General features: G+C 44.3%; 15 protein-coding genes and 1 other RNA gene. 6 read left to right on the forward strand and 10 right to left on the reverse strand.

Annotation, left to right across the window (positions count from 1 at the left end; translation table 11 throughout):
- Positions 1 to 314: 314 nt before the first annotated feature.
- The 10 genes from gcvP to E2K93_RS03960 form a co-directional block, all read right to left on the reverse strand.
- Complete coding sequence (gene gcvP, locus E2K93_RS03915; RefSeq protein ID WP_135437841.1) at positions 315 to 3,209, reverse strand: aminomethyl-transferring glycine dehydrogenase; 2,895 nt, start codon at positions 3,207 to 3,209, stop codon at positions 315 to 317.
- Between the two features lie 91 nt (positions 3,210 to 3,300).
- The gene (gene gcvH, locus E2K93_RS03920; RefSeq protein ID WP_135437842.1) at positions 3,301 to 3,690 is read right to left on the reverse strand and encodes a glycine cleavage system protein GcvH; all 390 of its coding nucleotides are present in this window, start codon (positions 3,688 to 3,690) and stop codon (positions 3,301 to 3,303) included.
- A gap of 202 nt (positions 3,691 to 3,892) precedes the next feature.
- Complete coding sequence (gene gcvT, locus E2K93_RS03925; protein ID WP_135437843.1) at positions 3,893 to 4,978, reverse strand: glycine cleavage system aminomethyltransferase GcvT; 1,086 nt, start codon at positions 4,976 to 4,978, stop codon at positions 3,893 to 3,895.
- 336 nt (positions 4,979 to 5,314) lie between these two features.
- On the reverse strand, positions 5,315 to 8,413 hold the full coding sequence (locus E2K93_RS03930; RefSeq protein ID WP_135437844.1) for an efflux RND transporter permease subunit: 3,099 nt from the start codon (positions 8,411 to 8,413) through the stop codon (positions 5,315 to 5,317).
- A 24-nt stretch (positions 8,414 to 8,437) separates the two neighbouring features.
- Complete coding sequence (locus tag E2K93_RS03935; protein ID WP_135437845.1) at positions 8,438 to 9,712, reverse strand: efflux RND transporter periplasmic adaptor subunit; 1,275 nt, start codon at positions 9,710 to 9,712, stop codon at positions 8,438 to 8,440.
- Between the two features lie 22 nt (positions 9,713 to 9,734).
- Positions 9,735 to 11,213: an efflux transporter outer membrane subunit gene (locus E2K93_RS03940; RefSeq protein WP_135437846.1), complete on the reverse strand. Its 1,479-nt coding sequence runs from the start codon at positions 11,211 to 11,213 to the stop codon at positions 9,735 to 9,737.
- A gap of 634 nt (positions 11,214 to 11,847) precedes the next feature.
- Complete coding sequence (locus E2K93_RS03945) at positions 11,848 to 13,077, reverse strand: FAD-dependent monooxygenase (RefSeq protein WP_135437847.1); 1,230 nt, start codon at positions 13,075 to 13,077, stop codon at positions 11,848 to 11,850.
- Between the two features lie 83 nt (positions 13,078 to 13,160).
- Positions 13,161 to 14,486, reverse strand: coding sequence for a 2-octaprenyl-6-methoxyphenyl hydroxylase (ubiH, locus tag E2K93_RS03950; protein WP_228445486.1), 1,326 nt, complete (start codon positions 14,484 to 14,486; stop codon positions 13,161 to 13,163).
- A gap of 137 nt (positions 14,487 to 14,623) precedes the next feature.
- Entirely contained in the window at positions 14,624 to 15,949 is a 1,326-nt protein-coding gene (gene pepP, locus E2K93_RS03955) for a Xaa-Pro aminopeptidase (protein ID WP_135440397.1), read from the reverse strand.
- 43 nt (positions 15,950 to 15,992) lie between these two features.
- Positions 15,993 to 16,562: a UPF0149 family protein gene (locus tag E2K93_RS03960; RefSeq protein ID WP_135437848.1), complete on the reverse strand. Its 570-nt coding sequence runs from the start codon at positions 16,560 to 16,562 to the stop codon at positions 15,993 to 15,995.
- 325 nt (positions 16,563 to 16,887) lie between these two features.
- Between E2K93_RS03960 and ssrS the strand changes: the two genes are divergently transcribed.
- The 6 genes from ssrS to E2K93_RS03990 all read left to right on the forward strand — a co-directional run bounded on the left by ssrS (position 16,888) and on the right by E2K93_RS03990 (position 21,560).
- Positions 16,888 to 17,070: non-coding RNA, 6S RNA (gene ssrS / locus E2K93_RS03965), on the forward strand.
- Between the two features lie 223 nt (positions 17,071 to 17,293).
- Positions 17,294 to 17,947, forward strand: coding sequence for an isoprenoid biosynthesis glyoxalase ElbB (gene elbB, locus E2K93_RS03970; protein WP_135437849.1), 654 nt, complete (start codon positions 17,294 to 17,296; stop codon positions 17,945 to 17,947).
- Positions 17,948 to 18,025: 78 nt separating this feature from the next.
- Positions 18,026 to 18,634 (forward strand): 5-formyltetrahydrofolate cyclo-ligase, encoded by a 609-nt coding sequence (locus tag E2K93_RS03975; RefSeq protein WP_135437850.1) that lies wholly within the window; start codon positions 18,026 to 18,028, stop codon positions 18,632 to 18,634.
- Between the two features lie 81 nt (positions 18,635 to 18,715).
- Complete coding sequence (rpiA, locus tag E2K93_RS03980) at positions 18,716 to 19,375, forward strand: ribose-5-phosphate isomerase RpiA (protein ID WP_135437851.1); 660 nt, start codon at positions 18,716 to 18,718, stop codon at positions 19,373 to 19,375.
- A 404-nt stretch (positions 19,376 to 19,779) separates the two neighbouring features.
- A complete protein-coding gene (gene serA / locus E2K93_RS03985; RefSeq protein ID WP_135437852.1) occupies positions 19,780 to 21,009 on the forward strand; it encodes a phosphoglycerate dehydrogenase in 1,230 nt (409 codons plus the stop codon).
- A 68-nt stretch (positions 21,010 to 21,077) separates the two neighbouring features.
- Positions 21,078 to 21,560, forward strand: coding sequence for a GNAT family N-acetyltransferase (locus E2K93_RS03990; RefSeq protein ID WP_135437853.1), 483 nt, complete (start codon positions 21,078 to 21,080; stop codon positions 21,558 to 21,560).
- The last annotated feature ends 46 nt before the right edge of the window (positions 21,561 to 21,606 follow it).

The following is a 21,606-nucleotide window of genomic DNA, read 5'->3' on the forward strand; positions in this document are numbered from 1 at the left end:
TTATCAATGGCGTCAAATCATGCAATATAAAGCCAATTCGGTATTTTCATAACTCTCTAAGTTGAAGCTATTTATCGATGAATATGTCCCATCATGTTTTAGATGAATTATCGCGTTGAGTTCGCTTAGTATATGGTTTCATTGAACTCTCCAATTAGTCGGGTTGTGAAAGATTTGGACGAATCTAGACGTTTTTTGGGATCACAAAAAAGGTGAGCACTAAGCTCACCTTTTAAAACTTTTAAGTCACAAACTTAATTCAATTCACAAACTTTATTAAAACGTTCACAAACTTCATTAAGCATCGACAACAACTACTCAGCGTCGATATACGTCTCAACCGCTGGACAAGAACAAATTAGGTTACGGTCGCCGTATACGTCATCGATACGGTTAACGGTTGGCCAGAACTTGTTTGCTGCCGCTGCTGGAACTGGGAATACCGCCTCGCTTGTGGTGTATGCACGATTCCAGTTAGCATCGGTGATGTCAGCTAGCGTGTGTGGTGCATTATGAAGAGGGTTATCTTCCAAGGTCCACTCACCTGATTCAACTTTGGCAATCTCAGCGCGGATTGATGTCATCGCTTCAACGAAACGATCAAGTTCCACTTTGCTTTCCGATTCGGTTGGCTCAATCATTAATGTGCCCGCTACCGGGAATGACATTGTCGGTGCGTGGAAACCGTAGTCCATCAAACGCTTAGCAACATCCATTTCAGTGATGCCAGATGCTTCTTTCAGTGGGCGTAAGTCAACAATACACTCATGCGCTACACGGCCATTGTTACCGGTGTATAGAATTGGGTAATCTTGGCTTAATTTATGCGCCAAGTAGTTGGCGTTAGTAATCGCGTATTTGGTTGAATCGGTAACGCCTTTCTTGCCCAACATAGCAACGTACATGTATGAGATACACAAGATACCAGCTGAACCAAATGGGGCAGCAGATACCGCGCCATTTTCTTTCAGGTCGCTATTAAATTCGATTAATGCATGGCCTGGTAAGAATGGTGCCAAGTGTGATTTAACACCGATTGGTCCCATACCTGGACCACCACCACCGTGCGGGATAGCAAAGGTTTTGTGCAAGTTAAGGTGTGATACATCAGCACCGATAAAACCAGGGCTTGTGATACCTACCTGAGCGTTCATGTTAGCACCATCTAGGTAAACCTGACCGCCATTCGCGTGAATGATGTCACATACTTCTTTGATCGTTTCTTCGTATACACCGTGCGTTGACGGGTACGTGATCATGATACAAGACAAGTTTTCACTGTGCTCTTCTGCTTTGGCACGCAAATCATCTAAATCAACGTTACCGTCTTTATCACAGGCGGTAACCACAACTTTCATACCAACCATTTGCGCTGAAGCCGGGTTTGTACCGTGCGCAGATGATGGAATCAAACAAATGTTACGGTGGCTGTCGCCACGGCTTTCATGGTATTTGTGGATAGCGATAAGACCCGCGTACTCACCTTGTGCACCAGAATTTGGTTGCATTGAGATATTATCGTAACCGGTAAGCTCAATTAACCAATCACCTAGCTCGTTGATCATCTCAGAGTAACCTTGAGCTTGATCAAGTGGTGCAAATGGGTGCATGTTGGCAAATTCAGGCCATGATACTGGGATCATTTGTGCCGTTGCATTCAGTTTCATGGTACAAGAACCCAATGAGATCATTGAATGATTCAATGCAAGGTCTTTGTTCTCAAGCTTTTTGATGTATCGCAACATCTCTGTTTCTGAGTGATATGAATTAAATACTGGGTGGGTCAGAATTTCTGACTCACGTACTAACTCAGCAGGAATAGATGAATGACCGCAATCTAGGATTGCCGCGTCCAGTTCAGCAACATCCAAGCCGTGGCCTTCACCAAGCAAGATATCAAATAAGCTTGCAACAGATTGACGAGTGGTGGTTTCATCAAGAGAAACAGACACTTGACCGTCAACATCAGTTCGTAAGTTAACGTTGGCAGCAATCGCACGAGCAACAATCTCTTGTTTGTTTTCAACGGCAAACGTCAATGTATCAAAGTAATGAGCGTGAACCGCTTGCAAGCCTTTTTGCGCCGTACCTAAACATAGGATGTCGGCCAAACGGTGAATACGATTAGCAATGGTTTTTAAACCTTGTGGACCGTGGTAAATCGCATAAAACGCAGCCATGTTAGCCAATAGTACCTGTGCCGTACAGATGTTCGAGTTGGCTTTTTCGCGACGAATATGTTGTTCACGAGTTTGCATCGCCATACGCAATGCATCTTTACCGCGAGTATCTTTTGATACACCAATAATACGACCAGGCAGTGAACGCTTGTGCTTATCTTTAGTGGTAAAGAATGCCGCGTGTGGACCACCGTAGCCCATAGGCACACCAAAACGTTGGCTTGAACCGATAACCACGTCAGCACCTAGCTCGCCAGGCGCTTTAAGTAGGGTCAATGCCATGATGTCAGCGGCAACGGCAACAACACCTTTTTTCGCTTGAACCGCGGTAATTAATGGTTCGATATCAACAATCTCACCTTCAGCACCTGGGTACTGTAATAGCGCACCAAAGACATCGTGGTTAACAACCTCCGCTGCATCGCCTTCGATGATATCAAAACCAAACATTTCAGCACGTTGCTTAACAACGTCGATGGTTTGTGGGTAGACGCTGTTGGCAATAAAGAAGTTATTGCATTTCTTGTTTTTAGAAACACGCTTAGCAAGTGCCATCGCTTCTGCCGCCGCGGTACCTTCATCAAGCAGTGACGCACTGGCAAGATCAAGACCGGTTAAGTCCATGCACATTTGCTGATAGTTAAGCAGTGACTCAAGACGTCCTTGAGCAATTTCAGGCTGATAAGGCGTGTAAGCGGTATACCATCCTGGGTTTTCCAATACGTTACGTAAAATAACGTTTGGGGTATGAGTTGGGTAATAGCCCAAACCAATATTTGATTGGAAAACTTGGTTCTTAGCAGCAACCGCTTTAAGGTCACTTAGTGCCTTCACTTCGGTTTTGCTTTCACCAATGTTTGGCAATCCGTCACGACGGATATTGGCAGGAACAATTTCATCGATTAATGCTTCAACAGAGTCAGCACCAATTTCGCTCAACATCGCTTCGGTTTGCTCTGCATCCGGGCCAATATGACGACGGATAAAATCTTCAGTTTGTTCCAACTGGTTCAAGGTATGGGTAGACATAGATTTCACTTAACTTTTCAAACAGCAAATTACTAAAAACAATAAACCCCGAGTTATCACTCAGGGTTTATAATTTATTGATAATACTAGATTATTCTTCGTCAACTACGTTTTGGTAGCCTTCAGCATCTAGTAATGACTCAAGCTCACCAACATCGCTAAGCTTAACTTTGAACATCCAACCGTCGCCAAATGCATCAGAGTTTACAAGCTCTGGAGAATCTTCAAGTTCTTCGTTGATTTCAACAACTTCACCACCAATTGGTGCGTAGATGTCAGAAGCCGCTTTAACAGATTCTGCAACGGCAACGTCGTCACCAGCTTCAATTTCATCACCAACTTCTGGCAATTCAACAAAAACCATATCACCTAAAAGCTCTTGTGCGTGCTCAGTGATACCAACAGTTACAGTACCGTCGCCTTCAACGCGAACCCACTCGTGAGAAGAAGCATATTTTAACTCAGAAGGAATGTTGCTCATTTTCTTGTTCCTAAAATGTTTTTAAAAATGGTTAATTCTTGTTTATCTGAAATCTATTATACCTTGGCATGAGCGTTAAATTGCACTTGCCAGATTGACTACATTTTAGCCAAATAATTTCAGATGAAAAGCCTTTAAAACAAATAATGGTTAAAGGCTTTATTAATTCTTTTATTGACGTTAAACCGTTATCGAAACAGGCTTAAAACGCTTTTTTACCGTTACGGGCAAAACTTGGCTTAATAACTTGTACTTCAACCAACTTCTTGCGCATCTCAACTTGTACTGTGTCGCCGATTTTAACCGCGCGAGGGACACGTGCCATGGCAATTGAATGACCCAATGTTGGTGAGAAAGTGCCTGATGTAATTACACCTTCACCGTGCTCAGAGATCACTTTTAAGCCGCTACGAAGAACACCTTTTTGCTCCATCACCAAACCCACAAGTTTTGGTTCACTGCCCGCTTCGCGCAGTGCAGCAAGAGCTTCTTTACCGATAAAGTCACGCTCTTCATCCCAAACGATGGTCCAAGCCATGTTTGCCGCTAAAGGCGTCACGGTTTCGTCCATATCTAGACCGTACAAGTTCATACCCGCTTCTAGGCGCAAGGTATCACGAGCACCTAAACCACATGGAGCAACACCAGCATCAACCAATTGCTGCCAAAAATCGGCTGCCATATCCGTTGGTAGTGCAATTTCGTAACCTGACTCACCGGTGTAACCTGTGGTGGCGATAAACAAATCACCAGCTTGCGCTGAGAAGAATGGCTTCATACCATCGACAGCGGCGGTTTGCTCAGCATTCAATAAAGTTGCAACTTTTGCTTTGGCTTGTGGGCCTTGAACCGCGATCATCGCGTATTCAGGACGCTCAGTGATGCTAACATCGAAGCTTGCTGCTTGTTCGTTGATCCATGCCAAATCTTTTTCACGTGTCGCCGAGTTAACAACCAAACGGTAATCGGTATCGGTGAAGAAGTAGATGATCAAGTCATCAATAACACCGCCTTGATGATTACACATACCGGTGTATAGCGCTTTACCTGCAACTTCAAGCTTGGCAACGTCGTTAATAACTAAGCGACGCAAGAACGCCTTAGCGTCAGCACCGTTAACATCAACGATGGTCATGTGCGATACATCGAACATACCTGCATCGTTACGAACAGCATGGTGCTCTTCGATTTGAGAGCCGTAGTTGATAGGCATTTCCCAACCGTGGAAATCCACCATTTTGGCGCCAGCTTCAAGGTGCTTGGCATGAAGAACGGTTTTGTTTGTCATAATATTCACTTTTATCAAGAGGTTACAAGCGTCTTATAAAGTTTTTAAAGTGACGCCTCACCACACAAACGAAGCAGGTAACTTACAGCTACCAAAGCATTAAAAAATTTTGTCGCAAATTATACGCAAAAGCAGCTGCGCGATCAATTTTAAAATGGTCAAAGTTAAAACAAAACACAACAATAACCACACCACCCGAATTAAATTTCACCAAGCGCATTTTTACGAGATTTAATTCAGCTTAATCGTGATTTACCGACGTTATGGTTAGTAACATAAAAAAACGGTGCTCAGTTAGACTGAACACCGTTGAATATTTGTTTAGCAACTCTGTGGCTAAGCGGGTTGACTCAGCATCTGTGGTTTAATGCCTAAACGACGCTTTATACCCTCGACGATAAGATAATTTACCGGCACCAAGACTAAGGTGATAAAGGTCGCAAAAATAATACCAAAACCAAGTGACACAGCCATAGGGATAAGAAACTGGGCTTGGGTTTGTGTTTCAAACAATAATGGCATCAAGCCAATAAAGGTTGTCAATGAGGTAAGCATAACGGGTCTAAAGCGGGCTTGACCTGCTTCTAATACCGCCTGCATCACATTGCCCACTTCAGTGCGGCGTTTGTTGATAAAGTCCACCAATACCAAGGAGTCATTAACCACCACACCAATTAACGCCATCAAGCCAAGCAAGCTCATCATGGTCAATTGCATGCCCATAATCCAGTGGCCAATAATCGCGCCAATGGCGCCAAACGGTATCACTGACATAACAATAATTGGCTGCAAGTATGACTTAAACGGGATCGCCAATAAGCAATAGATGGCAAAGAACACTAAGATCAGCCCCCAAAACAAGCTACCAAACGAATCGGATTGCTCACGAGCTTCACCTTCAAGGGTATAGTTCAATCCAGGGTATTGCTGCACCAGATTATCTAAAAACTGCTTTAACTCAGCGTTTAGTACCGTCATATTGGTATTATCTTTCTCAACATCGGCGGTAACATTCACCGTACGATATCGATCAATGCGATTAATTGATGATGGGCTCTTACCTGGAATCAATCGCGCCACATGTGACAAAGGCACTTTATCGCCCACCGGCGTGCTCACCAGCATATCCGACAAATTGGCAACCGATGCGCGTTCATCTAGCGGAAAGCGTAGCATGACGCGAATGTCATCTCGACCGCGTTGAATGCGTTGTACTTCAGCACCAAAAAACGCATTACGGACTTGACGTGTCAATTGTGATACTGACATGCCTAATGCGTGTCCTTGCTTGGTTAATTCCAATTGCAATTCTTGTTTACCATTAGACAAGGTATCACTGATTTCAAACACCGTCGGATAGTTCGCCAAATTCTGCTTTATATCTTCTGAAGCCTGTTCAAGCAGAGTCAAATCGGTTGCACTGATTTGAATATCTATAGGATCACCACCACGGCCAATCTCAGCACGAAACGTTGAACTTTCTGCACCAGGTAGCTCACCAATCAAACCACGCCATTCAGCCAGTAACTGACGTGAATCAACACCGGTTTGGTTCTTTTCAGCGGGAATGGTTTCAAAACGAACGCGTGATTCGCTGCCTTTGGTAATGGCTAAAATATTAAGAATCAGGCTGTCACCATTTTCATCACGGTACGTGTCTTGCAACTGTTTCGCAGCATCTGCCATACGCACGGTATAGTTATCCACCACATCAAAACTGCTACCGATCGGCATGTTTACATTCGCTCGAACCGTTTCACTCGGAATGCGAGGGAAGAATACAAACTTCATCCAACCGCTGACAATGAAAGACAAAATCAACACAAAACCGCCAATAAACAACGATAAGGTAACCCCTTTATTGCTTAGTGCTTTTGCCAAAACCGGTTTGTAGTAACGCAAAATAGCATTCTCAAAGCCATCGGCGAATTTTTGCTGCCATATGCTAAAGCGCGACTGACCTTGTTTTTCATGACGCAGGCGCAATTTTGATAAATGCGCCGGTAACACAAACTTTGACTCGATTAAAGAAAACAGTAATACCGGAATAACTATCGCTGGAATTTGCGCGAAAATAGCGCCACGCATGCCGTCAACAAACGCTAACGGTAAAAACGCCGCAACCGTGGTTAAGATACCAAAGGTAACTGGCGTCGCGACCTCTTGTGTGCCTTTAATCGCCGCTTCAATACCTGACTTAGCTCCAGATTGACTGTGACGGTAAATATTTTCACCGGTAACAATCGCATCATCTACAACAATACCAAGCACCACAATAAAGCCAAACAAGCTCATCACATTAAGGGTCACGCCCAAAAACGGCATGAAGATAAACGCGCCCATAAAACTAATAGGAATGCCGAGCGAAACCCAAAACGCGATGGTTGGACGTAAAAATAACGTCAACAATAACAACACAAGGAAGCCACCTTGTAGGGCGTTGCTAATCAAGGTGTTTAATCGGTTTTTGACAATCTGCGAGTCATCATCCCAATAACTGATGCTAAACCCTTGAGGCAAGCTTTGTTGCTTGGCCTCAATATAGTTTTTTACCGCATCGGCCACATCAATGGCACTTTGATTACCAATTCGATAAATTTCAATCAACGCCCCTTGTTGACCATTAAAGCGCGCTCGAATCGGCTTTTCATCAAAGCCATCATTAACGATAGCAATGTCTTTTAACAGCAAACGTGTGCCATCGGTATTGGTGCGTATAACAATGTTTTCAAAGTCATCTTTACGATAAGCTTGATTCTTACTGCGTACTAACACATCACCACCATCGGTGCGTATATTACCGGCAGACATATCAACAGAACTGTTACTGATAGCGCTGGAGATCTCTGCTAAGGTCAATTGATACTGTTGCAGCTTGCTTTGATTAACACTAATCGAGATTTCATAATTACGCACCGCATCCAACGATAGCTGGGTCACTTGCGGCAGACGCAACAACTCATCGCGCACCGTTTCAGCAAATTCACGAATTTCTCGCTCGCCATACTCGGAGGCGACCGTAACCGCAATAACTTCATGTTTACGCTGCAACATGGATACGATAGGTTTTTCCGCATCGACGGGAAAAGTATTTATGGCATCGACACGAGACTTTACATCAGCGAGTAATTCCCGCACATCATAACCGTTTTGTGCTTCAATACGCACGGCAGCGCGACCTTCAGTCGAGGTGCTGCTGATCTTTTCGATACCGTCAAGATCTTGCACAGCCTCTTCAATACGTATCGCAACCCCCTGTTCAACATCCTCTGGTGTCGAACCACGCAAAGACACTTGAACATTAACCACGTCAAATTCAAATGACGGGAAAACCTCAAGTGGAATACGTGTGTTGATCGACAAAATACCGGCCAACAAGATGGATAACATCAATAAATTGGCGGCGACATGATTCCGGGCAAACCAGGCTATCATAATATAAACTCCTTACCTTGTGCCCTAAGCGCCAAAGTCATCTTGTAGACCATCGATGACTTTCCTGTTTTTATCTGTCGCTGGTTTTTGCATTGCATCACCACTGCCTTTGGCAATCGATTCCGACGGCTGTTGTGTAACAGGCTGTTGGTTTAATATCGAAACCAAGGTGCCTGAGTTTACTTGCCCTAATGGCGTCGTCACTAACATTTGCCCGGCACGTAAACCTGATGCAATCACCGCTTGCTGATCGTTTTGCCAAGAAATGCTGACTGTCTGACGTTTTAGTTTGCCCTGCTCCACTAAATACACATAACTGCCTTGATAAATGGCACGATTAGGGATCACCAACGCATCTTTTATGGTTTTCCCGGCGATACTAGCCGATACATATTGACCAATTTTAATGGGTAAACTGTCGTCCATTCGGCGGCCGTAAGGATCATCTATTTGGGCAACCACAAAAAGCTGCTGCGATTGACTATCAAATGCGCCTTCAGTACGAACGACTTTACCCTGCCATTGACTTTGGGCAACAAGATCAGAGGTGAAACGCACCAGTGGTTGGTCTTTTAACGACGCGCTTTGCAAGCGACTGCTTTCAGGTAAGACCATATATTGCAAGTCACTGTTCTTGATCGGCAGTCGAATTTCGACGTAATCAACGGCATACATTTCTGCCAATTGGCTGCCCGAGGAAACGACTTGGCCAATATCGACCTGCTTTTTCAATATGCGCCCAGTATAAGGAGCGATAATACGGGTACGCTCGAGGGCTAAGCGGGCTTTGTCTAAGCTGGCTTTGGCTGCATAGACTTGTGCTTCTGCCGCCATTAATTGTGGTTTACGTAATACTAAATCAGGCGCTTGATCACTATTGCCTAAGCGAGTCCAATCTTGCTCAGCTTGTTGCACCCGAGCTTTTTCTTCGCTTAACGCCTGTTCCGCCGACAACAGATTCGACTCAGCTATTTTCATCTCAGCTCGATAATCTCTATCATCAATGCGCACCAAGACATCACCCTTTTCAAAAAAGCCACCATCGCGAAAACTGTCATCTATGGCAACAATTTGCCCTGACACTTGCGGAAACAACATGCTTTGTGTGCGCGGTTTCACCACACCGTAGCTGCTCACACTAATGGCATAATCTTGTGCTTGAAGTTGACGAGCCTCAACCTTAAGTTGCGCAACCTTAGGCTTGCCTGAGCGTTGCGAGCCCGGTGGATTACTGAGCACCATAACCGCGATAGCAATAAAGCCAATCAGAATAATAAGGGGTAAAACAATCTTTTTCATTTGAGTATTCTCGGCGTAAAATTTAGTCTGCGTTGCTATTGGTTACGACGGCATTACTGCCAGGGCTTGGCCGTTCATTATTAATTTGTTCTGGGTCATACCCACCCAATGACAGCGCCAATGCAACCTGGTTTTGTAACAGTTGCGCTTTCAATTGGATTAACTGAGTTTGGGCATCAAACGCTCGGCGTTGTGATTCCAATACCGTGGTGTAGTCGACGATACCTTTAAGATATTGATCAAATGCCAGCTTTTCAGCAGCCACCGCGTTTTCGCGGGCATATTGAAAATGATCAAATCGAGATAACAAGGTTTGATGACGATGCACACCGTTTTCGATATCGCTGAACGCTTGAAACACGTCGTCTAAGTATTGTTGTTCAGTGATCTTAACATCTAACAAGGCTTGCTCTTCTAATGCTTCTAAGCGGCCAGCATTAAATATTGGTTGACTGATATTTCCGATAATAGACCACGCTAGAGAGCCTCCGTCGAGTAAGTTATCCAATTGATCAGAGCTATCACCCGTACTGGCGGTTAGTGCGATACGTGGAAAGCGGTTTTTATGTGCCACAGCAAGCCCGGCATCGGCTGCCAATAAACCATACCATCTGGCGTTTAAATCATGACGACGAGAAATAAGCTCGGACGGCACACCTGCGTATGCGGAAATTTGTACCGACGGCAGTTGCACATCAGAGCTCAGTGCCGCTGATGGGTAATCACCCAGTAATAATTGCAAAGCCCTACTGGCCTCGGTCACTTGTTGGTTTTGCTCAGCCAAACGAGCCAACTCACTGCTCACATCGTTTTGCGTCAAATACACATCCAGCGCTTGATTTAGGCCCAAGCGGTAGGACGATTTAATTTGCTCTAGATTATTCTTTAGGTTTTGAGCGCGCTCAGCGTATAACTCAAGCAATTGTTGCGCTTCGGCTAAGCGGTACCAACCGGCAACGATTTCTGCACTGAGATCCGCTAAAGCCTGCGAATAGTTGGCCTGGGCAATTTTAAAATTAAGCTGACTTTGCTTTTGTTGATCCGACAATCTGCCCCAGACGTCTAGCTCATAGCTTAAATCTAGGCTTATTTCGGCATTGTTATTAATGCTACTGTTATCATTGATGATATTTTTACTGCGCGACTGAGCAACATTTAGCGACAACTCGGGCCAATCGCTGGCACCACTGATGATCAGCTGTTGTTCTGCTTTAGCCAACTCAAAGCGACGTATTTGTAACTGGCGATTATTGGCAATCGCTTTATTGATCATCTCGTCAAGGGTTTGATTATCAAGCTCAGCCAGCCAGTAGTTTAAGGTCAGCAGGCTTTCTTGCTCAGCCTGTTTAACCGCCGTATTTTGGTAAAAATAATACTGTTCAGGTAAGTCGAGTTGTTCACTACTCTGATCTATCCCCGTAGGTGTCTGACACCCGGCGATCATTATTAGCAACGCGGCACTGACGCCAGGGCGTAGCAAGCTGTTTTTAGTTTTTAACATGTATTTATAGGATCAGCGCTAAGTTAATTTCAATATCTATTTTACGGGTCTGTGACAAATAAACAAAGATATTTACACAGCTTTACAGTGGCAAATAAACGCTCTGCAGTATACCTTGGATCACCATCATTTAAGCCAGTTACAATCAATAACAAATTAACACTTAATCAACAATGCATTGACCCCGATTATGACCTATTATTTGTTTTATACCGACGTGATTGTTTGGCGGTCAGTAAGCTCCTATATCTAGTGCTTAATGAGCAACCTAATGAGTTGGTAAAATTTTTCAAATGTATAACGCTATTTATAGCGAGGTATTGACAATGTTCTATACAGACGAAGACGATTCAGTCGCAGTACGCGGCTACAACTAATCTCTGCTGGCACTAAGCCAGAGGTGATATCAATCAGCAGAATCTGTTGGGTTCTAATGAACTCATACGGGTTTATGTAAATTTATGCGGGCTTATGTGAATTCATGCAGGCTCACGTGAATTCATGCGGTCTGGTGTGAGTTAATGCGGGCTGATGCAATTTAGAGAAGACTTGGGTTTCCTGAGCGCTTGATTGGTAAGGCTGATGGATGGCTATTTTTGTCCGCCGTGTTATCGACTGTACATCCCATCTTAGTTTATAGATCCTGCTTGTAACGGCACAAATTCGGCAAGTCACTGCGTTGTCCCATAGCGTGCTTGATCATCTGTTGTTTCACCGGTGCCAATTGATTTAATAGCGACATGCCCACACCGCGGATTATCTTTGGCAGTTTGTCTTGTGCCGCAAAGCCTTGCTTTATCGCTTCCATTGCCGCCATCATTTCACTGGCATCAGATTTGCGCCAGCGACTAAATCCTTGCCACGCCTTGTTGTCATCAAGAGCCTTTCCTTGGGCTAAGATCTGCTCTAAAGTTTGAGCCAATGCAGCGACATCAACTAATCCCAAGTTAACCCCTTGTCCAGCCAATGGGTGGATGGTATGCGCCGCATCGCCAATAAAAATGGCTCGTTGTTTTACAAATTCACGTGCTAATCGCATGGTTAAGGGGAAACAAATACGCTCGCTTAATACGTTGACTCGACCTAATTTGCCATCGCTTGCGGCGGTAATCGCCTTGTTGAAACTATCCCGATCCGTTTCTGTAAATTGCTTGGCTTTTTCCGGCGGTAACGACCAAACAATTGAACACATGGTTTGTTCATATAAAGGCAAAAACGCCAGTGGACCGGATTCTAGAAATACTTGCCAAGCGGTATTTTGATGACCTTGCTCTACAGACACCGTCGCCACGAGTGCGTGATGATCATAATCACGAAACGTGACGGCAATATCGAGTTGTTTGCGCACCCAAGAATTAGCACCATCGGCGCCAATCAGCAACTTGCTAAGCAAAGGTCCTTGCTTCTCTAGGCTAAGAAATACCTCAGACTCGCCCATCCCCATGCTGCTGATACGATCTTCTATGATGGCGATACCTGAGTCTTGCGAGACTTTTTGCCAAAGTGCCTGACGAATAATATCGTTTTCAATAATATGACCGATATCGGTCTTATCTTTTGCCAACGCCGGCATGTCATTAACATCAAAATCGAGATGACCGTAACCATCTTTGTCCCAAACATGCATATGATTATAGGCTTGATGACGTTGCTGCTTGATCAGTGGCCACACATCGAGTTGACGCAATAAATTTTCACTGGCATCGTTTATCGCACTGACTCGTAAGCCAGGCTCGTCAGTAATATCTGCCAACGGACTTGGATCAATAACGGCAACACTTAAGCGGCAAACGTTACGAATAGCCAAAGCGGCACTTAAGCCAACCATTCCACCGCCGACGATGGTGATATCAAAATGTTGCATCTATTGCTCAAGCCCCTTGTTATCGTTTAGTTGATGATATAGCCAATAAAATTGCTTGGTTTGCCATGGCGCCTATATCGAAATTAATCAATATGCCCCATGGTTTTTCTTGCTAGCTGTTGTTTCAATGGCGACAGATAATTCAATACTTTCAAGCCAATGCCACGACCGATGGCTAACGGTAAATAGTCATTGGAAAACAAATGCACCATAGAGTCGGTCAGGGAAATCACTTGATCATGGTCTTTTTGCCTGTGCTGTGAATAGTCTTGTAACAGGGCAAAGTTACCAATATCCTGCCCAGTTGCCAGTGCCTTGGCAATTAATGACGCCATCTGTTTAACGTCACGCACACCAAGGTTAAACCCTTGTCCAGCAATAGGGTGCAAGGTATGAGAGGCATTGCCCACCAAGGCCATGCGATGATATATCGATGAATTAGCGCGGACAAGTTTTAACGGAAAGCTAAAGCGTTTACCCACTTTACCAATACTGCCTAGCCAGCCACCAAAATGTTGCTGTAATTGTGCAGCAAAGCCGTTGTCATCTAACGCCAGCAATTGTTCAACCTGATCAGGTTTTACCGTCCAAACCAAAGAGCAGCGGTCTTCGGTCATTGGCAACATAGCTAATGGTCCGCTATCGGTAAACCGTTCAAATGCCCTACCATTATGAGCTTTATCACACATGACGTTGGCAATAATTGCCACTTGTTGATAATCATATAGGCTAGAATCTATCGCCGCTTTTTGTCGACAAACAGATTGACCGCCGTCACACGCAAGCAATAGCTGAGCACTGATGTGCTGACCTAGCGACTGTGTCGCTGATGCATCGTTCAAACAATCAGCATTAGATGGTTCCGCGTTAGATAGCGTGTTGCTACCTTGCGATTTGTCGAGCTGTTCGCCAACCGCTTGATGCTGTAGCTCAACATCCACCTGATTTTTTTGCCAAGTTATTTCGGTGATGCGGTGTTCGGCGATAAAGCGCACATTGTTATAAGCGCCTAAGGCTTTATATAAGCCATTACCTATGGCTTGCATCTCAACCACATAACCCAATGCGTCGGTGTCGTAATCATCGCTGTATAATCGCGCTTTACCATAATGGCCACGATCTGAAATATGGATATTATTGATCGCCATTGCATGGGGCTTTATCACTTGCCATGCATCGAGTTGTTGTAAATACGCTGCGCTGCCATTGGCTAATGCGATGACTCTGGCATCAAAGCTACAGGGGAGGTTTTCTACAATGCGACCAGCTTCAATAACTGCAATTGACAGCGGCTCACCTTGGCTATTACGCAAACCAGCTAAGGCCAGTGCCATACTGGCACCAGCTAAACCACCACCGGAAATAATGACATCAAAGTGTTCGCTTTTTTGCACTATGCTTTGTTGCACTATGCTTTATCCCTTTGCTTGATTCACACGCACGATTGTTTCATAGCCCTGATTGTTTCATGGCCCTTATGTTTCATAGCCCTTATTGTTTCATAGCCCTTATTGCTTCATAGCCAATAGTGTTTGCCATTGACTCACTAGCCAGCCATGAGTGCTTCGATTTCGTCCACCGTTTTAGGAACATTAACAGTCAGGTTCTCGTGACCATCTGCGGTCACTAAAATATTATCTTCAATACGAATACCCAAGCCTTGATAATTCTCACCAACCTCGGCTTCAGCATCAATGTACAAGCCTGGTTCAATGGTCATAACCATACCCGGTTCAAATGCACGTAATTGATTCTTGTGTTCATCCATTTGGTAGTCACCAACATCGTGCACATCAAGTCCAAGCCAATGACCAAGGCCATGGATAAAATACTGTTTACACGCTTTCTCTTCAATAAGTTGTTGCAAGTCGCCTGACAGTAAACCTAAATCATACAAACCACGGGTTAACACCTCACAAGCGATGTTATTCAGTTGCGCAAAGTTATTGCCTGGTTTTATCGCCGCGATGGTTGCATTTTGTGCCTCAAGTACGACATTATACAAAGCTTTTTGCTCTGCCGTAAACTTACCACTTACAGGGAAAGTACGAGTAATATCAGCAGCATAGCCACTGAGCTCGGCGCCAGCGTCAATCAATAACAGCTCTTCATCAATCAACACTTCATCGTTATCGGTATAGTGCAAAATCGTTGCATTTTCACCACCGCCGACAATCGAACCATAGGCCGCTGCGCGGGCACCATTGCTGGCAAATTCATGAAGAATTTCAGCTTCAACCTGATACTCAAAGGTACCGTGTTTAGCAAATGTCATCGCTCTGCTGTGGGCATTACCGGAAATCACATTGGCTTCACGCATGATGTTGATTTCAGCGGCTGATTTGAATAAACGCATTTCATGTATGATTGGGCGAATATCAATCAACGTACCTGGTGCGCTAAAGCCTTGTTTAAAGCCAGCGCGTAAAATGTCTAGAATGGCAAATACCATGCTATCGAACTCTTTGTCAGCGCCCTGTGCGAACAACAAAGACTCTGTGCCGTTAATATACATCGGCAACACTTGCTCAAGCTCATCGAGCGTATAGGTGTGATCGAGTTTAAATGCTTCTTGTGCTTTTTCCGCACCGACGCGACGACCATGCCACACCTCTTGCGCTGGATCTTTATCTCGACAAAATAAAATCGACTCTGTCTCATCCCCTTTCACTAACACCAATAACGCGTCAGGCTCGTGGAAACCAGTTAGGTAGTAAAAGTCTTTGTCCTGACAGAATAAAAACTCTGTATCTCGAGAACGGGTGACTTCTTTGTTGGCAGGAATAAGGGCGACTGAATTGTCTGGCATTTGTGCCAAAACACGTTGGCGACGTTCAACAAATTCCGTCACCTCAATGCGTGTATGTTTCATCATCGGGAAATCTCGTTTGACTCTTTGCTTCGAATGATTCGAACTAATGTAATGTTTTATTTGGGCTACGCTGAGACGGTTTGGCACCAAGTTCAGCAAAGCACAACAGACTTGAAATACGCACGTATTCCATCAATTCAAAATAGGCGTTTTCGGTGTCTTCGTCCTCTTCCAAATCAGTGGACAAGTTAGCAATATTGGCAAAATCGTTAATGATTTCTTTCACATCTTCAGAGAATTTTTTATTGTCTTTTTGCTGTAAACCAAAGCCCAAGTTAAAGCCTTGCACCCAATGGCCTAACGCCTGACCACGTTCAATTAACGATTCGTCATCATCGGGGATCAATAACTGAAAGCTAAAATTGTCATCTAATACCGCTTGCCAGATATCACTGTACATGGTCTTGATTAGGTCTTTTAAGGTTTTGCCCAACCCTTCACCATTATTGAAAAAGTCACTAACAAACGTTAGGTAACTGTCGTCTTCATAAGCAAAGCCAGCGGCAATAACACCGGTCAATAAACCGTGAATTTCTGAGGCATGCGCAGAAAAGTTCTCACCACCAAGTGCGTTTTGAACAGAAGAAAAATCTAAGGAATTGCTGTCACTCATATATTTGTGCTTATCACCCAGTCAGTGGGATTCCAAAAAATATTGCAATGTAGGCAAATACTAACACTTGCGCTGCATTTCGACCAGTGTTGACCAAGTTTTCCACCATATTGCCAATAATTAATTACTTATAGCAAAAAGCTATTGAAAGTTAATATGATTTTCCGTAAAGTTCGCGCCGCCTGCAATCAACTTGATTTATCAATTGGCTGCCGGTTTTTTATGAAATGCTCGCGCATTACATTTTTATACAACGGATGGGTTGGGAAACCTCCCGGTCTGTGTATAATTAAATATATCAGCTGTAGGGTTACAGGTGATGTTATGTTCCCTGGGGTGTTGGTTAATTCAACTATGTCCCTGAGCCGATAATTCTTACCTAAGGGGGCCCCGTACTTGCTATTGAGCATGCCCATTTCGATTGGGAAGCCTACGGTGAATACACGGTCTCCGCCTTGAGCACACGGTGTTCAAGGGCTGACGTTGGAAACGGCATCTTGGGGAGCTTCCACCTCTTATCTATGACAATCTTCTATAAATTCAATCACAACCAACAGGCGACGTGCCTGCGCCAAAGCTGCCCGATTATTGCGACTAAATTTACTGTTTCCATCTCAGTTATTAGGTGTAATATAAGCCATAATCAATAACACGAACTCCCGTTAGATAGCGTTAAATTAACTAAGCTGACGTTAGCGAAAGTGAACACAGATGAATACAAGAGGCAAACGATGAAACATATCGCGATCATTTTAAGTGGCTGTGGCGTATTTGACGGCGCCGAAATTCATGAGGCGGTTTTAACCCTATTGCATGTCGAATTACAGGGCGGTAAATACCAGTGTTTCGCACCAAACATTGCGCAAATGCACGTCATTAATCACCGAACGGGTGAGGTCGCAGAGAACGAGTCTCGCAATGTGTTGACCGAAGCCGCCCGCATTGCCCGTGGAGAAATCAAAGATTTAGCCGAGTTAGATGCAAATGACTTTGATGCGCTTATTTTACCCGGCGGCTTTGGCGCGGCAAAAAACCTATCTGATTTTGCCGTTACTGGCGCAGAGTGTCGCTTAAATGATGATGTCGAAAGCGCCTGTAAAGCCTTTGCTAACGCCGGAAAAGCGGTTGGTTATATCTGTATTTCGCCGGCGATGATCCCGAAAATATACCAACCTGGTACAAAATTAACCATAGGTAATGACGAGGACACCGCGTCCGCTATCACCAGCATGGGCGGCGAGCATATTAATTGCCCGGTTGATGAGTTTATTGTCGATGAACAACACAAAGTCGTGTCGACACCAGCGTACATGTTGGCCGGAAGCATTACCCAAGCCAATGCAGGCATTAGTAAATTAGTCAAGAAAGTGTTTGAGCTAAGCTAGTGTTATAACGCCAGCTTATATAAAACCGAAACAATGCCCTAGATTGAATAACCCATTGAATTGAGATGAATTGAATCGATGACCAGTATGACTAATGACAGGCAACAGATAAGACGTCTCATTCGTGCTCGTCGTCAGGCGTTAACTACGGCGCAGCAAGCGATTGCGCAGGCAGCGATTGCCGATAAACTCAAACAACACCCCCGTATCAAGCAAGCCAATAGCATCGCCCTTTACCTTGCCGCCGACGGCGAATTAAATTTAGACGATTTTATTCAATGGTGTTGGCAGCAAGGTAAGCAATTGTATTTACCGGTATTGCACCCATTCTCTCAGGGGCATTTATTGTTTTTGCATTATCAGCCAAACACCACACTGGTGAATAATAAATACCAAATCCCTGAACCAAAACTGGCGGTAAACGCCGTGTTACCGATTAGCCAGTTGGACATTATATTGACGCCATTAGTGGCGTTCGATTTGTCCGGTAATCGCATGGGCATGGGGGGCGGTTTTTATGATCGTACGCTGCAGCACTGGCATCAACAATGGCAGCAGGCTAACAGCGAAACACAGCAAAACGCTTGTCGTCCATACCCAATTGGCGTTGCCCACCAATGCCAACAAATAGAGTCTGTGCCAAGCGAACATTGGGATATCCCGTTACCAGAAATCATTTATGTATAACCCTGACAGTTTTTTAATGACGCTAGCCAACACCAAGGTTATAATTTAAGCCATAACATTTAATGCTAGTTGGGAAAGCAGATGACTCAAGATGAAATGAAAAAAGCCGCGGCGATTAAAGCCCTAGACTTTGTTGAAGCGGATTCGATTGTTGGCGTTGGTACAGGTTCAACCGTTAACCACTTTATCGACGCTCTGGCGACAATCAAGAACACTATTAAAGGTGCTGTTTCGAGCTCAGAAGCATCAACTCAGCGTATGCGCGAGTATGGCATTGAAGTGTTTGATCTCAACAGTGTTGACGATTTATCGGTTTACGTTGATGGTGCCGACGAAATCAATGAGCACATGCACATGATCAAAGGGGGCGGCGCCGCCCTCACCCGAGAAAAAATAGTTGCTGCCGTCGCCAAAACATTTGTCTGTATTTGTGACGAATCAAAACAAGTTGGTGTGTTAGGTGATTTCCCGTTACCGGTTGAAGTGATTCCAATGGCGCGCAGTTATGTTGCCCGTGAATTGGTTAAATTAGGTGGTGATCCAGTGTATCGCCAAGGGGTTGTCACTGATAACGGCAATGTCATCCTTGATGTCCATAATATGAGCATCGTCGATCCTAAAGGATTAGAGCAAAGCATTAACGCCATTGTTGGTGTCGTAACCAATGGCTTGTTTGCCCATCGTGCCGCAGATATCTTAGTGCTTGGTACAAGCGAAGGCGCTAAAGTCGTCAAATACTAAGCCCTAACAGCGTTACTAACATGTAAGGTCGACTATGTCGGCCTTTTTTATGGCCAAATATGAGATCCCATGCCGGCCTTAGCGATGTTCAACAAACACAATAAGAATAAAAAGATAGCGAACAAAATCGAATTTAATTCGACCACATACAAATTCATCGATATTTAAAACGGTATTACACACAGTTTCCGATGATAATTACCTCTCCTTACACAGCTCACTCATCCGCTGCTAACAGGTTATAAGACAACAAAAAATAATACTTTCGAGTTTTAACTCTATATGCTAATTTAGGCTTTTTTAGCAGGGCTTTTAACATCGCGTTGCTAACCCCCAGAGAAATAAAATTTTGCCCTTTTGCCTTGAACCAATGGCCCACGGCAGCACCATCTTAGAGAGAGACCATGAGCAGAACATCACTAAACAAAGATAAAATCAAAATCTTGTTACTTGAAGGCGTACATCAATCGGCGCTTGAAGTATTAAAAGCCAGTGGTTACTCCAATATCGAATACCTTAAAGGGTCGGTGACTGATGAAGAGCTTAAACAAAAGATCAAAGGGGTCTATTTCTTAGGTATTCGATCTCGTACACAAATTACTGATTCGGTTCTTGAACACGCCGATAAATTGGCCGCCATCGGTTGTTTTTGTATTGGTACCAATCAAGTTGAATTGCCAGCGGCACAAATTCGCGGTATTCCTGTTTTCAATGCACCATTTTCAAATACCCGCTCTGTTGCCGAGTTAGTGCTTGGTGAATTATTGCTGCTGCTTCGTGGCGTACCGGAAAAAAGCGCTTTAGCACATCGTGGCGTATGGCAAAAATCAGCAGCGGGTTCAGTAGAAGCTCGTGGCAAAACTTTGGGCATTATTGGTTATGGTCACATCGGTACCCAGTTAGGCATTATGGCCGAACACATTGGTATGCGCGTTAAATTTTATGATGTTGAAACCAAATTGCCATTAGGTAATGCCGAGCAAGTTGATAGCTTAACAACCCTATTAAATACCGCTGATGTGATTTCTTTGCATGTGCCTGAAACCCGCGCAACGCAAAACATGATCGGCGAAGCAGAGTTTGAACAAATGAAAGACGGCGTTATTTTTATCAATGCCTCTCGTGGAACCGTGGTTGATATTGATGCATTAGCAGGGGCACTGGAAAGCAAAAAAGTTGGCGGCGCCGCTATTGATGTATTCCCGGTAGAGCCAAAAACCAATGACGATGAATTTATTTCATCATTACGCGGTTTTGATAATGTGGTGTTAACGCCGCATATTGGTGGTTCAACCAAAGAAGCGCAGCAAAATATCGGTCGTGAAGTGGCAGGTAAAATCGTCAAATATTCAGATAATGGCTCAACCTTGTCTGCGGTAAACTTTCCAGAAGTATCGTTACCGGCGCATACCGGCAGCTCGCGCTTATTCCATATCCATAAAAACCAACCTGGTATATTGAACCAAATCACTCGTGCCTTTGCTGAGCGTGATATTAACATCAATGCGCAGTATCTACAGACCGATGATCAAATTGGTTATGTGGTGATTGATGTCGAAGCAACAGACAGTGAAATGGCGTTAAAAGAATTACGCCAAATCGATGGCACGATTCGCGCTCGCCTAATTCACTAGTGACAGAGCAACAAACCAATTCTCACCAATCAACAACGCTGACGTCATTTTCAAGTCAGCGTTTTGTTATGCGCCTTATTAACAATAACGACATAACCTTCTATCAGCAGCTCTACACTTGCCCTGACGTGATGCGCTATATGGGAGGACCTATGACAGCCGAGCAGGTAACACATAGGTTCGACATACTCTTGCAAAAGCAAGGCAATAAACGCGTGTTGCAATATGTGATAAGCGAACGCACCCAGTCAGTCGGTATCTTAACCTTTAGCTGGAGTAAAACTCGACCTGGGGTTGAATGGGGCATTATGATTAGCCCGACATTTCAAGGCCAAGGTGTTGCAAGCGACGCTTTGCTCGCCAGTATTGCCTTTGCCAAACACTCTCTGCAACTGAACAGCCTACTTACGCAAACAGATAAGCACAACCTGGTGACGATAGGTTTTTTGCAATCCTTGTTTGAACACCAGGCATTAGATACGCTCAGCCTCGACGATAACCACCCACATATTTTAAAACACCATATAGGCTGGCATATCAATTTGCTTTAGGGTAGTTTCTTACTTAGCTTGATACAAATTAGCTCGACAAATTAGC

Source organism: Thalassotalea sp. HSM 43 (assembly GCF_004752005.1).
Taxonomy (GTDB): domain Bacteria; phylum Pseudomonadota; class Gammaproteobacteria; order Enterobacterales; family Alteromonadaceae; genus Thalassotalea_A.